We start from the raw sequence: 14589 nt of genomic DNA, 5'->3' as shown, positions 1-14589 counted from the left end.
GGGGGAAGCTGACACCCACGACCTTAGATAGCGGCACCGACATTTCCGGCCACCGATGGGAACACTTGTTCGAGGCGGTCCGATTCAGGGCAGCGGCCAGGTGTGTACCGGCTCGTTGGCGTCCATCCCCTGCCGGTAGGCCGCCAACATCTCGGTCAGTGCCAGCTCGCGCGACAGGCCGCGACTTTCCAACCGCTCCACCGCCCGGGTCTGCCACCAGGCACCGTTGCGTCCGGTACGGGTGCGTTCCTCGATCACATTCAGGTACCGGTCACGCACCGCCGGACGCACTCCCCAGGCGTCCAGGCCCTCCGCGGCCAGGCCCAACAGCTGCTCCAACACCAACTCCGCCACCCCGATCTCGCCGGCCGAGGGCCACAACACGCTTGCCTCCAACCCGCGTTGGGCACAGGAGCGGAAATTCTGCTCCGCGGTGCTGAACGACAGGGTCGACCAGACCGGCCGTTCGGCATCGGCCAGAGCGCGCACCACCCCGTAGTAGAAGGAAGCGTTGGCCAAGGTGTCGATCACGCTGGGGCCGGCCGGCAGCACCCGGTTCTCGACGCGCACGTGGGCCATGTCGTCCACCACGTCGTAGACCGGTCTGTTCCAGCGGTACACGGTGCCGTTGTGCAACCGCAGTTCGCGCAACTGTGGTGCGCGTCCGGCGGCCAGTTCGGCGCGCGGGTCCTCATCGGTCAGTTCCGGCAGCAGCGAGGGAAAGTAGCGGACGTTCTCGTCCAACAGGTCGAAGATCGAGGTGATCCACCGGTCACCGAAGAACACCCGCGGTCGCACCCCCTGGTTGCGCAGCTCCGGGGGCCTGGTATCGATCGCCTGGTGGAACAGCTCCACCCGGGTTTCGGCCCACAGCCGTCGGCCCAGGAAGAACGGGGAGTTCGCCGCCACCGCGACCTGCGGGCCCAGGAAGGCCTGCGCGGCATTCCAGTACCGAGCGAAATCCTCCGGGGCCACCTGGAGATGCAACTGGGCGCTGGTGCACGCGCTCTCGGGCGCGATGTCGGGCCAGGCGGTGCGCAGCCGCTCCCCGCTGACCCCAGGGCCGGTGATGTCGATCTCCATGTCCTCGCCACGAAAGGAGAAGATCGAATCGTTGAGTTCGGCGAACCGCGCCGAGTCGCTCATCCACGCCCCGGTCAGATCGTCGCTGCGCAGGGTCGGCAGGATCCCGATCATCACCAGGTTCATGTCGAGTTCTCGGGCGGCCCGGGAGGCGGCATTCAGCGAGTTGCGCAGGCTGTTCTCCAGCTCGAAGGTTTCTCCGCCGTCGATGGTGCGCGGGGGCACATTGAGTTCGATGTTGTAGCGGCCGAGTTCGGCCACGAAGTCGGCGTCGGCGATCTCGGCCAGGGCATCGGCATTGCGCATTGCGGGGCGGCCGTCGGCATCGACCAGGTTGAGTTCGATCTCCAGCCCGATCGTGTCCGAGGAAGGCATGATCAGGTCGCCGACCAGCATGGATTCGAAGACGTCGAGGCATTCCTGGACCTTGCGGCGATAGGCGCGCCGGTGTTCCCGGCCGCTGTCGGCACCGATTTCCTCACCCATGCCGCCCGCCTCCCTATCGCTCCCGGTCGTCCAGTTCCAGGTAGGCCCAAACGGCCCGCCAGATCTGCTTGGGTGGGACGCCTGCGGCGAGTGCCTCGTCGACGGTGCGTCCCTGTAGTTCTGCGATCACCTGCATCGATGCCCACACCGGCGCATAGGCTGCGCCGAGGTGTCGGGCCATTCTTTCCCGCAATTCTGCCAGTCGCACTCTGTCTCCCATCCACGCACCAGTATGTCGCCTGCACGCCCCGGTGATAACGCTAGGCTGCCGCGCATGGCTGCAAAGACTCCCACCGCTGCTTTTTCGGTGCGCGCACATGTCCGTTTGATCGACCGTCCCGGCACCCTCGGCCGGTTGACCGTGGCGATCGGCGAAGCGGGCGGCAACATCACCGCTCTGGACGGTTTCAAGATCAAGTCGCTCCACATGGAGGACGAGATCGACATCTACTGCAGCTCCGAGGAACACCAGCGGGAGGTACGCCGAGCCATCGAGGCGGTCGAGGGCGTGGAAATCCTCGGCTGGGAGGATCGCACCTTCGACCTGCACGAGGGCGGCAAGATCAGCACCGCGGTCAAGAAGGAAGTCCACACCCTCAACGACCTGGCGATGGTCTACACCCCCGGTGTGGCCCGGGTGTGCACCTCGATCTCCGAGGACGTCAACCTCAGCCATGAGTTCACGATCCGCAAGAACACCGTCGCGATCGTCTCCGACGGCACCGCGGTGCTGGGTCTGGGCGATATCGGCCCCGAAGCCGCGATGCCGGTGATGGAGGGCAAGGCGCAGTTGTTCAAGAACTTCGCCGACGTCGATGCCTTCCCGATCTGCATCGGCACCAAGGATCCGGACGAGATCGTCGATCTGGTGAAGAAGCTCGAGCCGACCTTCGGCGGCATCAACCTCGAGGACATCGCCGCCCCCGGTGCCTTCGAGATCGAGGAGCGGCTCGTCGAGGCCCTCGACATCCCGGTCTTCCACGACGATCAGCACGGCACCGCCATCGTCACGGTGGCCGCGCTGCGCAATGCGCTGAAGATCGTCGGCAAGAACCACGAGGACGTGAAGGTGGTCGTGGCCGGGGTCGGTGCGGCCGGCGTCGCGGTGTCGAAGATGCTGATGGACGCCGGGGTGCGCAACATCATCGGTGTCGACCGCAAGGGCGCGGTGCACGAGGATCGCACCGACCTCAACGATTCCAAGCGTTGGTTCGCCGGCAACACCAACCCCGAGGCGCTGCAGGGCACGATCACCGACGTGATCGCCGGAGCCGATGTCTTCGTCGGCCTGTCCGGCCCCGACATCCTCACCGTGGACGACGTGAAGTCGATGGCGGACGAACCGGTGGTCTTCGCGATGGCCAACCCGAACCCGGAGATCCGCCCCGAGCTGATTCAGGGCATCGCCGCGGTGATCGCCACCGGACGCAGTGACTTCCCGAACCAGATCAACAATGTGTTGGCCTTCCCCGGTGTCTTCCGGGGCGCCCTGGACGCCCGGGCCCGCCGGATCACCGAGAGCATGAAGTTGGCCGCGGCCACCGCGATCGCCGACACCGTCGGTGACGACCTGTGGCCGCAGTACATCGTGCCCTCGGTGTTCGACACCCGGGTGGCTCCGGCCGTGGCCGAGGCGGTCAAGGCCGCGGCGATCGCCGACGGGGTGTGCCGCCCCGATCCGCTCGGTCGCGAATGATGGTCGGTTGCGAATGATCGTGCCGAGATCGTTCGGGCGGTAACCGAACAACGTGAAAGGCGGGCCGACGATGCGTCGGCCCGCCTCTACGTGTCTGTGGGGTCAGGGTGGGGTCAGGCTGCGTTGGCGTTGGCCACCGGCAGGCTGATCACCTCCGCGCCGCCCAACTCGTGGGTGACGCGGCCGAGCAACTCGGCCAGGGTGATGTCCAGGGCCTGACAGATCGCGGCCAGCAGTTCGCTGGAGGCTTCCTTCTGGCCCCGCTCGATCTCCGACAGGTAGCCCAGGCTGACCCGGGCACCGGCGGACACCTCACGCAGGGTGCGGCCCTGTTCGATGCGAACCGCACGCAACGAACTGCCCAGGTGCTCCCGCAGCAGTACCGGCGGTGACGAGTGGCGATTCATGCCTCAGAGCCTATCCCAGCCGGGCCAACAGTGCGTTGATGGCGGCAGAAACGGTCTGTTCGCGGATCCGGTTGCGGTCTCCGGCGAAGTCGAACAACTCGGCGCGCACGACGTCCCCGGGGCCGGCGATGCCCACCCAGACGGTGCCGGCGGGCTGCCCACCCTGCAGGTCGGGGCCGGCCACCCCGGTCACCCCGATCCCCCAGTGGGCCTGACACCGCTGCCGGGCCCCCAGGGCCATCTGCTGGGCGGTTGTCTCGGCGACCGGGCCCTCACTGCGCAGCACCGACGACTCCACCCCGGCCAGGGTGTGTTTCAACTCGGTCGCGTAGGTGATCAGGCCACCGCGATACACCCGGGAGGCACCCGGGATCGAGGTCAGTTCGGCCCCGATCAGGCCACCGGTGAGCGATTCGCAGGTGGCGACCGTTTGGCCCACGGCCATCAGCCGGATGACGAGTTCAGCTGCCCGGTTCATTGTTCGCGGCGAACTTCTTGGCCTCGTGTTCGCGCACCATCCGGATCGCGGCACGCACGTAGTCGACACCGGACACCACCGTCAGCAACAGGGCGACCATCATCAGGATCCAGGAGAGCAACTCCACCAGGTGCAGCGGTTGCAGCGGCACCCCCCACAGCAGTTGCGGCAACGGCAGCAGGAACAGAATCAACGCCACGGTTTGCACCACGGTCTTGATCTTGCCGCCCTTGTTCGCCGCCTGTACTTCACCGAAGCGCAGCAGCGCGAACCGCATCACGGTAATGCCCCATTCGCGCACCAGGATCACGATGGTCACCCACCACCACAGTTCGCCGATGATGCTCAGCCCAACGAGGGCCATGCCGGTCATCAGCTTGTCGGCGATCGGGTCGGCGATCTTGCCGAAGCTGGTGATCAGGTTCGCCCGGCGAGCCCACCACCCGTCCACCAGGTCGGTGAGCATCGCCACGCAGAACACCACGGTGGTCCAGATCCGCATGGTGGGGTCGTCGGCGAATGCGATCAGCATCCACCCCAGCAGCGGCACCATCAGGATGCGCAACGTGGTCAGCACGTTGGGTCCGTTCATGGTGAGAGCCTAACCAGCGCGCAGGTTGTCGAGCACCTCGTCCAGCTCATCGGGCTTGACCAGCACTTCCCTGGGCTTGGATCCCTGACTCGGGCCGACCACGCCGCGGGTCTCCAGGATGTCCATCAACCGGCCGGCCTTGGCGAAGCCGACGCGCAGTTTGCGCTGCAGCATCGAGGTCGAGCCGAGGTCGGTGGTGACCACCAGTTCGGCGGCCTCCAACACCAGGTCGAGGTCGTCGCCGATCTCCTCGGCGACCTTCTTCTCGCCCTGTGGTGCCCCGACATCGTCACGGTACTGGGCCTTCATCTGGGAGGTGACGTGCTTGACCACCTCGCGAATCTCGGCCTCCCCCACCCAGGAGCCCTGCACCCGGATCGGTTTACCGGCGCCCATCGGCAGATACAGCGCATCACCCTGCCCGACCAGTTTCTCGGCCCCGTTCTGGTCGAGAATCACCCGCGAGTCGGTCTGCGACGAGGTGGCGAAGGCCAGCCGGGAGGGCACGTTGGCTTTGATCAGGCCGGTGACCACGTCAGTGGACGGACGCTGGGTGGCCAGCACGAGATGGATGCCCGCGGCACGGGCCAACTGGGTGATCCGGGCCACCGATCCCTCGACGTCGCGGGGCGCGACCATCATCAGGTCGGCCAACTCGTCGACCACCACCAGCAGGTAGGGGTAGGGCTCGAGGATGCGTTCGGAACCTTCCGGGGCGTGTAACGCGCCGGCGCGGATCGCTTCGTTGAAGTCCTTGACATGCTTGAAGCCGTACTGCGCCAGGTCTTCGTAGCGCATGTCCATTTCCTTCACCACCCATTCCAGCGCCTCGGCGGCCTTCTTGGGGTTGGTGATGATCTTGGTGATCAGGTGCGGAATGCCGTCGTAGATGGTCAGCTCGACCCGCTTCGGGTCGATCAGGATCATCCGCACCTCGTCGGGGGTGGCCCGCATCATGATCGAGGTGATCATGGAGTTGATGAAGCTCGACTTACCCGAACCGGTGGCGCCGGCCACCAACAGGTGCGGCATCTTGGCCATATTCGCCAGGACGAAACCGCCGCCGACGTCCTTACCCAGCCCGACCGTCATCGGGTGGTGGTCGTTGGTCGCGGCCTTGGAGCGCAGCACGTCACCGAGGGAGACGATCTCCTTGTCGGTGTTCGGGATTTCGATGCCCATCGCCGACTTGCCCGGAATCACATTCAGGATCCGCACCTCGGGACTTCCCACCGCGTAGGCGATATTGCTTCCGATGCCACTGACCTTCTTGACACTGACGCCGGAGCCGAGAGCGACCTCGTACTGGGTGACCGTCGGGCCGCGGGTGTAGCCGGTGACCTTGGCATCGATGCCGAACTCGTCGAAGACCCGTTGCAGCCGGTCGACCACCGCATCGGAGGCCTCCGACTTCAGCTTCGGGGCGGTACCCGACTTCAACAAAGCGGAGTCGGGCAGCACGTACTGCACATCGCCGGACAGTTGCAGTTGTTCCACCCGTGCCGGGGGCGGGGTGTGTTGCGGCGGGCTCAGTTCGGCATCCGGATCGGGTTCGGGTGGCAGGCCCGCAGTGACCGGCTTCGGGTCGGGCTGCTTGACCGTAGGGGCTTCCTCGGTCTCGTCCGCTTCGTCGACCACCAGCGGGGTGTCGTAGGCACGGTCCTGGCCGTACTCGGGTTCGTCGGACTTCGACGTCCGTTCGGGCAGCCGCTCCCGCAGCGCACGCAGCCGGGCCGGCACCTCGTACAGCGGGATACCGATGATCACGATCAGCCCGAACAGCGACAGCAACACCAACAGCGGTACCGCCACCCAGGCAGTCAGCAGGTCGGTGAGCAGGCTGGAGGACAGGAACCCCAGCACGCCGCCGGCTGCGGCCATCGCCTCGGGGTCGGACGGGCGCGGCACCCCGTGGGCGATGCCTACCAGCCCCAGCACACCGAGCAGCAGGCATCCCCAACCGACCAGTTGGCGGCCCATCGGGCCGTTGGCCTCCGGGTCGCGCAGGGTGCGTACCGCCATCAACAGCAACAACAGCGGCGCGGCGTAGGCGAGTTGGCCGACCAGCCCGGTGCCGACCGAGTGCAGCCAGGGGCCCACCGGTTCGGGCAGGCCGAACCAGAACTCCGCCCCGGCCACGATTGCGCAGCCGAGCAGGAACAAGCCGAAGCCATCGCGACGCAGTTCCGGGTCGACCTCACCGGCGGTGTTGCCGATGGCCCGCACTCCCCCGCCGACCGCTCCGGCCAGGCCGCGCCAGGCCGCCACCAGACCGCCGCCCAGGCGGGCACCCAAGCCCGGCCCGCGGCGGGTGTTTTTGCGGGGTGCGGATTTGCGGGCGGGTTTGCGCGCCGACGAGCCCGACTTCGCCGGGGGTCGCCGGGTCGAGGTACTGGTCTTTTTGCTTCCGGTCGACCGCGATGACGCACCACGAGTGGTACGCGACCGCGGTGGGGAAGACGCGCGGGTCGCCATGCTGGCGATCTTAGGACACCGGTTCTCGACCCCTCGGGGTTACACGCCGGTCAGCGACGGAAGTGATCCCAGCCGGTGGCGCCGTCCCATTCGCCCCCGTCGACGGTGACCCGGGGCCCGTCCTGGTAGGGCAGCACCCGTCCGACGACATTCCACCCGGCCGGTACATCGTGCGGCGCGAAGGTCGCGGCCAGGGCGTGGTCCTCCCCGCCGGTGAGCAGAAATACCAAGGGGGACGTGCCGGTGGCCGAGGCGACCGCCTGCACCGGGTCGGCGATGTCGAAGGCATCGGTGAGCACATCGATGCTGACGTCGGAGGCCGTGGCGATATGACCCAGATCCGACAACAGCCCGTCGGAGACGTCGATCATCGCGCTGGCGCCGGCCTCTGCGGCCACCCGGCCCTGCCCATAGGGCACCGAGGGCACCTTGTGGGCCTTCACCACCGCCCGCGGCGAGCCGAAGCCCCGCCGCAACACCATGTAGCCGGCCGCCGACCATCCCAGGGTGCCGAGCACCGCGACCACATCGCCCGGTCGGGCACCGTCGCGGCGAATCGGTTCGCGCTCGGCCAGATCGCCGATCACCGTCACCGACAGAACGACCTGGTCGGCCCTGGTGACGTCACCGCCGACCGCCCACACCCCGGCGACCGCACATTCCTCGGCGATTCCCTGCACCAGGTAACGCAGCCAGGTCACCGGTAGGCTCCCCGGCGCGCTGAAGCCGAGCACCATGCCGACCGGCCGGGCGCCCATCGCCTCGATATCGGCGACATTCACCGCGACCGCTTTGCGGCCCACTTCGATAGCCGAGGACCAGTCGCGGCGAAAGTGCACTCCCTCGACCAACACATCGGTGCTGACCACCGCTCGATCACCGGCCAGCCGCAGCACCGCGCCGTCGTCCCCGGGCCCGACCAGCACCGATTCGGCACTGGTGACGCCGCCCGGTGCCAAGCCTCGGGCGATGATGTCGATCAACTCGAACTCGCCCAGATCACCCAGCGTCTGTTGCTCTGCCACGACTCTCCCCTCAGCCCCTGCTCTGGTGGGCCATCGGTGCACACGGTAGCCTTTCGACGCACCGGCCGGGCGGTGCGCGGTCGCGTTTCGCCGAGGCGTTGTCGGGCCGAAACCTCAGGAGGTTGCCATGTCTGTGCAGGCTTATGTGCTGGTTCAGACCAGCGTGGGTAGGGCCGCTCATGTCGCGGCCGAGATTCGCCGAACCGACGGGGTGGTTGTGGTGCACGACGTGACCGGGCCCTATGACGTGATCGTGCAGGTCGAGGCGCCCAGCATGGACGACTTGGGCAAGCTCGTGGTCAGCGAGATCCAGGCCGTCGAGGGCATCACCCGTACCGTCACCTGCCCGGTGGTGAACATCTGAGGTGCGTCGCCCTCGGATCGTCGCCGGCCTGCTGCTGACCGCAGCCCTGGCCGGGTGTGCCGCGCCGGTGTCGATCGACGACCCTGCTCCCACCGGCGAGGTGGCAGAGATCTGTACCGCCGTAGTGGCCGAAATGCCCGACGAACTGCTGGGTGCGGTGTCCCGCGAGACCAGTAGTCAGTGGGGGCGGGCCTGGGGTGATCCGCCGATCACCCTGGTGTGCGGGGTGGCGAAACCACCGGAGTTGACCCCGACCAGCCCGTGTCTGGAGATCAACGGGGTGGGCTGGTTCGAACAACAGGGCTCGGGCGGCGGCACGGTGTGGACCACGATCGGACGCCCCGCGGTGATCCGGGTGGGGGTGCCGGCCGAGTACGGCGATCCGATCTCACCCCTGGCGGATCTGTCGGTGCCGATCGGTGCCCACAATCCGGTGCAGCAGCCCTGTGTGGGTTGATCAGCGCAGCCCCAGCGGACGGGCACGGGCCAACTCGATCAGGGTGCTGATCAGTTCGGAATAACTCAGCCCGGCGTCCTGCCACAGCATCGGGTACATCGAGAACTCGGTGAAGCCGGGCATCGTGTTCAGTTCGTTGATGAACAGTTCGTCGCCATCGAGAAAGAAGTCCACCCGCGCCAGACCCTCACCGTCGAAGGCCTCGAAGGCCCGACGGGCCAGCTCCCGGGCCCGGCCGAGCACGTCCTCGGACACCTCGGTGGGCACCTGCAGGGTGACCTGATCCTCGGGGAGGTACTTGGCATCGAAGTCGTAGAAGCCCGATTCGGTGTGCATCACGATCTCGCCGACCCGGGTGGTGCGGGCCGGTCCGCCGTCGAGGTCACCGAGCACCGCGCATTCGATTTCGCGGGCGCCGACGAAACCCTGTTCGACGATCACCTTCGGGTCGAACTCGCGGGCGTGGGCGATCGCATCGTCGAGCTGATCGGGCGCGGTGACCCGGGTGATGCCCATCGAGGAGCCACCGCGGGCCGGCTTGACGAATACCGGCCAGTTCAGCCGTGCCACTTCTTCGCGCACCTTGTCGGGTTCGTTCTGCCAGCGTCGCGGCGGGACGGCGACATAGGGGCCGACGGGAAGATCATGGGCGGTGAGCACCTGCTTCATCAGCACCTTGTCCATCCCGGCGGCCGAGCCGGTGACCCCCGAGCCCACATAGCGCAGGCCGAAGATCTCGAACAGGCCCTGGATCGTGCCGTCCTCACCGAAGGGGCCGTGGATCAGCGCGAAGGCGACGTCGACGGGCTGCCGGTCGATGAGCCGGTCGTCGACCAGGGTGGCGACCTCGCAGCCGTCCCCCACTCGCATCAGCACCGCGGTCGGGTACTCGGCCGAAACCTCGGGCAGGGTGCGATCGACCGTGACCAGACCGGCGATCTGTTCGGCGGTGTACCGGATCAACTGCCCGTCGCGGGTGATGCCGATACCGGAAACCTCATAGCGGTCGGTATCGATGGCAGCCATCACCGAGGCTGCGGTCAGGCAGGACACTCCGTGTTCGGCGGACTCCCCACCGAATACCAGCACAACTCGTACGCGTTCGGTCACCCGCGTCACTGTAGCCGTCCTCAACGCTCACTACGCAACGCTCGCCCCATCGCGAACTCGACCATCGTTGCCGGGGTGACCTGTTCGGTGAGCACGGTGTGCACCCCCTGCACGATCGGCATCTCGACCCCGTAATCCTCGGCCAGTGCCTTGACCGAGCCGCAGGTGCGCACCCCCTCGGCCACCCCGCGGCTCTCGCGGATGGCTTCGTCGACCGAGTGCCCCCGGCCCAGGTGTTCGCCGAAGGTGCGGTTGCGCGACAGCGGTGAGGAGCAGGTGGCGATCAGGTCACCCATCCCGGCCAGACCCGCGAAGGTGAGCGGGTCGGCCCCCATCGCCTCGCCGAGGCGGCTCACCTCGGCCAGGCCCCGGGTGAGCAGCCAGGCGATCGCATTGTGACCGGCCCCCACGCCCTGGCCCATCCCGATCGCCAGGGCGATCACGTTCTTGGTGGCGCCGGCGACCTCGCAGCCGACCACGTCGGTGTTGGTGTAGGGCCGGAACCAGGCGGTGTGGCAGGCACGCTGCATGGCCACTGCGTTGTCGTGACTGCCGGCGGCGATCACCGCGGCGGCCGGCTGGCGTTCGGCGATCTCGCGGGCCAGGTTCGGGCCGGTCAACACCCCGATCCGCGCCGGCGACACGCCGGTCACTTCGGTGATCACCTGGGTCATTCGGGCCCGGGTACCTTCTTCGATTCCCTTGGCCAGGTTCAGGATCAGTGAGTCGCCGAAGTCGAGGCCGTCGGCCAGCCAGGTGGTGAGTTGAGCGCGCAGGGCCTGGGCGGGCACGGCCAGGACGACCATCGAGGTGCCCGCGACAGCTTCGGTGACGTCGGTGGTCGCGGTGATGGTCTCGGGCAGGTCGACGCCGGGAAGGTAGGCCCCGTTTCGGTGGGTGTGGTTGATCTCATCGGCCACATCAGCGCGTCTGGCCCACAGCCGCACCCGGTGGCCGGCGTCGGCGAGTACCAGCGAGAAGGTGGTGCCCCACGAGCCGGCACCCAGCACGGCCACGTCCCCGGCCGCGCCACGGCCGATGTTCTCGGCCCAGGTGGGGGCGGGCCAATTGGCCGGCCAGGCCCCGCTGGTGGGGAACGCCATGTGTGCAACCTCCTCGATCGAAGTCCCAGCCTAGAGCGTGGGCTCTGCCGGTGCTGGTTCGGTGTGGCACCATCACGCACATGAGTCAGCCAGCCACCATCGCCGTCGTCGCGCTCAAGGAGTTGCGGTTCGCGAAATCACGGATGGTGGACCTGCATCCTGCACTGCGTCAGCAGTGGGTGCTGGCGATGGCCACCGACACGGTGATCGCGCTGACCCACCGGCTGCCGGTGGTGGTGGTCAGCGATCAGCCCGCCCTGCAGGCCGAGCTGTCCCGAGCAGTGCACCGGGCCGGCTGCCCCCACCCGGTGACGGTGATCGCCGATGCCCGTCCCGGTCTGAACGAGGCCCTGCGCCATGGTGCGGCATGGGCCACCGAGCACGGGGCCGAAGCGGTACTGGCGGCGGTCGCCGACATTCCGGGGCTGACCCCGGACGATGTCGACGAGTTGTTCGCGGCCACCGGTGATGGGCCCGGGACGTGGTTCGTGGCCGATCTCTCCGGAGTGGGCACCACCATGCTGTTGGCCCGCTCGGTGCCCTTGGCGCCACTGTTCGGGCCGGATTCGGCGGCTCGGCATTTGGCCTCGGGGGCGGAACAGGTTGATCTGCCGCCGCGGGCCCGCTGTGATATCGACACGATCGAGGAACTGCGGCGTTGCCATGGGTTGGGTGAGCACAGCCGCAGGTTGCTCACCGAGGCCGGCCTCCCGGCGGATTACCGACCGATCACCGTCCTCGCCGATGACCGTGCGGTCACCGATGACGGAATCGCCCTGTCCTTGACCGCGGGATCGAAAGGTGAACTCCACCGCATCGCCCCGGGTCAACGCGTCCACGCCGCCGTGGACGGCGATCGGGTTCTCAGCGTGTGGTGGAGTCGACCAGCTCGTTGAAGGCCGATCCGGGACGGAATCGGGGCACCTTGACCGCCGGCACCTGTTTTCGCTCCCCGGTGCGCGGGTTTCGCACCACCCGCTCGGGACGGTCGATCACCTCGAAGACACCGAATCGGGCGATGCCCACGTGACCGTGTTCGGCCGTTTGGGTCATGATTTCGTCCAACACGACATCCAACACACGGGCCGCCCGTGCCTTGTTGCCCTCGAAGTGTTTTGCCAACTCATTGACGAACTCGGCCTTGTTCACGATACCTTCCTCGCTGACTCCCGCAGGGTTATCGTCCGTGAAGGTACTGTATTCGGGCCGGTTGTCGTTCAGTCGACCGGGGCCACCTTCACCGGCAAGGTGGCGGGCTTCCAGGCCGGACGCTTCGCCTCGTAGGCAGCGATCTTGTCCTCGTGCCGCAGGGTCAGCCCGATGTCGTCCAAGCCCTCCAACAGACGCCACTGGGTGTAGTCGTCGATCTGGAATTCGATCACCCGGTCACCGGCGGTGATCGTGCGGGCCTTCAGGTCGACGGTCAGTTCCAGGGCCGGGTCGGCCTCGGTGGCCTGCCAGAGGTTCTCGACCTCGGACTGGTCGATCACCGCGATCAACAGACCGGCCTTGCCGGAGTTGGAGCGGAAGATGTCACCGAAGCGCGAACCGATGATCACCTTGAAGCCGTAGTTCTGCAGCGCCCAGACCGCGTGTTCGCGCGACGACCCGGTACCGAAGTCGGGCCCGGCGATCAGCACCGTGGCACCGGCGCGCTCGGGCTGGTTCAGCACGAAGTCGGGGTCCTGGCGCCAGGCGGAGAACAGACCGTCCTCGAAACCGCTCTTGGTGACCCGCTTGAGGTACACCGCCGGGATGATCTGGTCGGTGTCGACGTTGCTGCGACGCAGCGGAACCGCGGTGCCGGTGTGGGTGGTGAACTTGTCCATGTCAGTAATCCTCAGTTCAGGTCGGCCGGGGCACTCAGGGTGCCGGTGACTGCGGTGGCGGCGGCTACGGCCGGGGACACCAGATGGGTGCGGCCACCCTTACCCTGGCGACCTTCGAAGTTGCGGTTGCTGGTGGAGGCCGAACGCTCACCGGGGGCCAATTGGTCGGGGTTCATGCCCAGGCACATCGAGCAGCCCGCCTCGCGCCATTCGGCACCGGCGGCCAGGAAGATCTTGTCCAGGCCTTCCTCCATGGCCTGTAGGCGCACCCGGGCCGAGCCGGGCACGATCAGCATCCGCACACCGTCGGCGATCTTGCGGCCCTCGACCACCGAGGCGGCCAGGCGCAGGTCTTCGATCCGACCGTTGGTGCAGGAGCCGACGAAGACGGTGTCGACCTTGATCTCGCGCAGCGGCTGACCGACCTTCAGGTCCATGTATTCCAGGGCCCGTTCGGCGGCGGCCCGGTCGACCGGATCGTCGAAGGAGGCGGGGTCGGGCACGACATCGCCCAGCGGTGCGCCCTGACCGGGGTTGGTGCCCCAGGTGACGAAGGGGGTCAGTGTCGCGGCGTCCAGGGTGATCTCTTTGTCGAACACGGCGTCGTCGTCGCTGCGCAGGGACGACCAGTACTCCACCGCGGCGTCCCAGTCGGCGCCGGTCGGAGCGTGCGGGCGACCCTGGAGGTAGTCGAAGGTGGTTTGGTCGGGGGCGACCAAGCCGGCCTTGGCGCCCCATTCGATCGACATATTGCAGATCGTCATCCGGCCTTCCATCGACATCTTCTCGATGGCCGGGCCGCGGTATTCCACGATGTGCCCCTGGCCGCCGCCGGTGCCCTCCTGGGTGATCAGGGCGAGCACCAGGTCCTTGGCGGTGGTGCCCTCGGGCAGTTCGCCGACCACGTTGACCGCCATCGTCTTGGGCTTGGCCTGCGGCAGGGTCTGGGTGGCCAGGACGTGTTCGACCTCGCTGGTGCCGATGCCGAAGGCGATCGCGCCGAAGGCGCCGTGGGTGGCGGTGTGCGAGTCGCCACAGACCACGGTCATCCCGGGCTGGGTGATGCCCAGCTGCGGGCCGATGATGTGCACCACGCCCTGATCGATGTCACCGAGGCTGTGGATGCGCACGCCGAACTCCTCGGCGTTGGCGCGCAGGGTGTCGACCTGCAGTTTCGAGACCGGGTCGGCGATCGGCTTGTTGATGTCGATCGTGGGGGTGTTGTGATCTTCGGTGGCCAGGGTCAGATCGGTGCGGCGCACCTGGCGGCCGGCCGAGCGGAGACCGTCGAAGGCCTGCGGGCTGGTGACCTCGTGCACCAGGTGGAGGTCGATGTACAGCAGGTCAGGTTCCCCTGCCGCGGAGTGCACGACATGGTCGTCCCACACCTTCTCGATCAGCGTCTTGCCCATGGATGACCTTCCGTCCGTTGTCCTGTCGGACAATCTTCGACTGTTTCTGCTCCCCCGACTTGCGTATCACAT

The 14589-nt window shown here is 67.3% G+C and carries 16 protein-coding genes; 4 read left to right on the top strand and 12 right to left on the bottom strand.

Annotated features, from left to right (window positions below; translation table 11 throughout):
- Positions 1–84: 84 nt before the first annotated feature.
- Entirely contained in the window at positions 85–1569 is a 1485-nt protein-coding gene (locus tag ACR4XW_RS12405) for a glutamate-cysteine ligase family protein (RefSeq protein ID WP_434760875.1), read from the bottom strand.
- 13 nt (positions 1570–1582) lie between these two features.
- The gene (locus tag ACR4XW_RS12400) at positions 1583–1789 is read right to left on the bottom strand and encodes a DUF3046 domain-containing protein (protein WP_434760874.1); all 207 of its coding nucleotides are present in this window, start codon (positions 1787–1789) and stop codon (positions 1583–1585) included.
- Between the two features lie 54 nt (positions 1790–1843).
- Here ACR4XW_RS12400 and ACR4XW_RS12395 point away from each other — a divergent pair, with 54 nt between their 5' ends.
- Complete coding sequence (locus ACR4XW_RS12395; RefSeq protein ID WP_434760873.1) at positions 1844–3265, top strand: NAD-dependent malic enzyme; 1422 nt, start codon at positions 1844–1846, stop codon at positions 3263–3265.
- 113 nt (positions 3266–3378) lie between these two features.
- On the opposite strand, the gene ACR4XW_RS12390 is transcribed toward ACR4XW_RS12395, so the two are convergent.
- The 5 genes from ACR4XW_RS12390 to ACR4XW_RS12370 are packed head-to-tail and all read right to left on the bottom strand — an operon-like array spanning position 3379 to position 8242.
- Positions 3379–3672: a helix-turn-helix domain-containing protein gene (locus tag ACR4XW_RS12390; protein ID WP_434760872.1), complete on the bottom strand. Its 294-nt coding sequence runs from the start codon at positions 3670–3672 to the stop codon at positions 3379–3381.
- 10 nt (positions 3673–3682) lie between these two features.
- Positions 3683–4150, bottom strand: a complete 468-nt coding sequence (locus tag ACR4XW_RS12385) for a CinA family protein (RefSeq protein ID WP_434760871.1) — start codon at positions 4148–4150, stop codon at positions 3683–3685.
- Positions 4134–4742 (bottom strand): CDP-diacylglycerol--glycerol-3-phosphate 3-phosphatidyltransferase, encoded by a 609-nt coding sequence (pgsA, locus tag ACR4XW_RS12380; RefSeq protein WP_434760870.1) that lies wholly within the window; start codon positions 4740–4742, stop codon positions 4134–4136. Before pgsA ends, ACR4XW_RS12385 begins: the two co-directional genes overlap by 17 nt.
- A gap of 9 nt (positions 4743–4751) precedes the next feature.
- Positions 4752–7217, bottom strand: a complete 2466-nt coding sequence (locus ACR4XW_RS12375; RefSeq protein WP_434760869.1) for a DNA translocase FtsK — start codon at positions 7215–7217, stop codon at positions 4752–4754.
- A 50-nt stretch (positions 7218–7267) separates the two neighbouring features.
- Complete coding sequence (locus ACR4XW_RS12370; RefSeq protein WP_434760868.1) at positions 7268–8242, bottom strand: thiamine-phosphate kinase; 975 nt, start codon at positions 8240–8242, stop codon at positions 7268–7270.
- 127 nt (positions 8243–8369) lie between these two features.
- Here ACR4XW_RS12370 and ACR4XW_RS12365 point away from each other — a divergent pair, with 127 nt between their 5' ends.
- Together ACR4XW_RS12365 and ACR4XW_RS12360 are read left to right on the top strand one after the other, a co-directional pair.
- Positions 8370–8606, top strand: a complete 237-nt coding sequence (locus tag ACR4XW_RS12365; protein WP_434760867.1) for an Lrp/AsnC family transcriptional regulator — start codon at positions 8370–8372, stop codon at positions 8604–8606.
- A 1-nt stretch (position 8607) separates the two neighbouring features.
- The gene (locus tag ACR4XW_RS12360) at positions 8608–9063 is read left to right on the top strand and encodes a DUF3515 domain-containing protein (protein ID WP_434760866.1); all 456 of its coding nucleotides are present in this window, start codon (positions 8608–8610) and stop codon (positions 9061–9063) included.
- On the opposite strand, the gene ACR4XW_RS12355 is transcribed toward ACR4XW_RS12360, so the two are convergent.
- Both ACR4XW_RS12355 and ACR4XW_RS12350 read right to left on the bottom strand, forming a co-directional pair.
- Positions 9064–10173, bottom strand: coding sequence for a D-alanine--D-alanine ligase family protein (locus ACR4XW_RS12355; protein WP_434760865.1), 1110 nt, complete (start codon positions 10171–10173; stop codon positions 9064–9066).
- 20 nt (positions 10174–10193) lie between these two features.
- Positions 10194–11276: an NAD(P)H-dependent glycerol-3-phosphate dehydrogenase gene (locus tag ACR4XW_RS12350; protein WP_434760864.1), complete on the bottom strand. Its 1083-nt coding sequence runs from the start codon at positions 11274–11276 to the stop codon at positions 10194–10196.
- An 80-nt stretch (positions 11277–11356) separates the two neighbouring features.
- Between ACR4XW_RS12350 and cofC the strand changes: the two genes are divergently transcribed.
- Positions 11357–12172, top strand: a complete 816-nt coding sequence (gene cofC / locus ACR4XW_RS12345) for a 2-phospho-L-lactate guanylyltransferase (RefSeq protein ID WP_434760863.1) — start codon at positions 11357–11359, stop codon at positions 12170–12172.
- On the opposite strand, the gene ACR4XW_RS12340 is transcribed toward cofC, so the two are convergent.
- The 3 genes from ACR4XW_RS12340 to leuC form a co-directional block, all read right to left on the bottom strand.
- Positions 12141–12425: an HU family DNA-binding protein gene (locus ACR4XW_RS12340; protein ID WP_434760862.1), complete on the bottom strand. Its 285-nt coding sequence runs from the start codon at positions 12423–12425 to the stop codon at positions 12141–12143. The genes cofC and ACR4XW_RS12340 overlap by 32 nt on opposite strands.
- 68 nt (positions 12426–12493) lie before the next feature.
- Positions 12494–13105, bottom strand: coding sequence for a 3-isopropylmalate dehydratase small subunit (gene leuD / locus ACR4XW_RS12335; RefSeq protein WP_434760861.1), 612 nt, complete (start codon positions 13103–13105; stop codon positions 12494–12496).
- A gap of 11 nt (positions 13106–13116) precedes the next feature.
- Positions 13117–14517 (bottom strand): 3-isopropylmalate dehydratase large subunit, encoded by a 1401-nt coding sequence (gene leuC, locus ACR4XW_RS12330; protein ID WP_434760860.1) that lies wholly within the window; start codon positions 14515–14517, stop codon positions 13117–13119.
- Positions 14518–14589: the final 72 nt, after the last annotated feature.

Source organism: Pseudenemella bisphenolivorans, assembly GCF_051133435.1.
In the GTDB taxonomy this organism is placed as follows: domain Bacteria; phylum Actinomycetota; class Actinomycetes; order Propionibacteriales; family Propionibacteriaceae; genus JAAYAO01.
The sequence above is the reverse complement of the archived record's forward strand: the minus strand, read 5'-3'. Positions and strand labels throughout refer to the sequence as shown.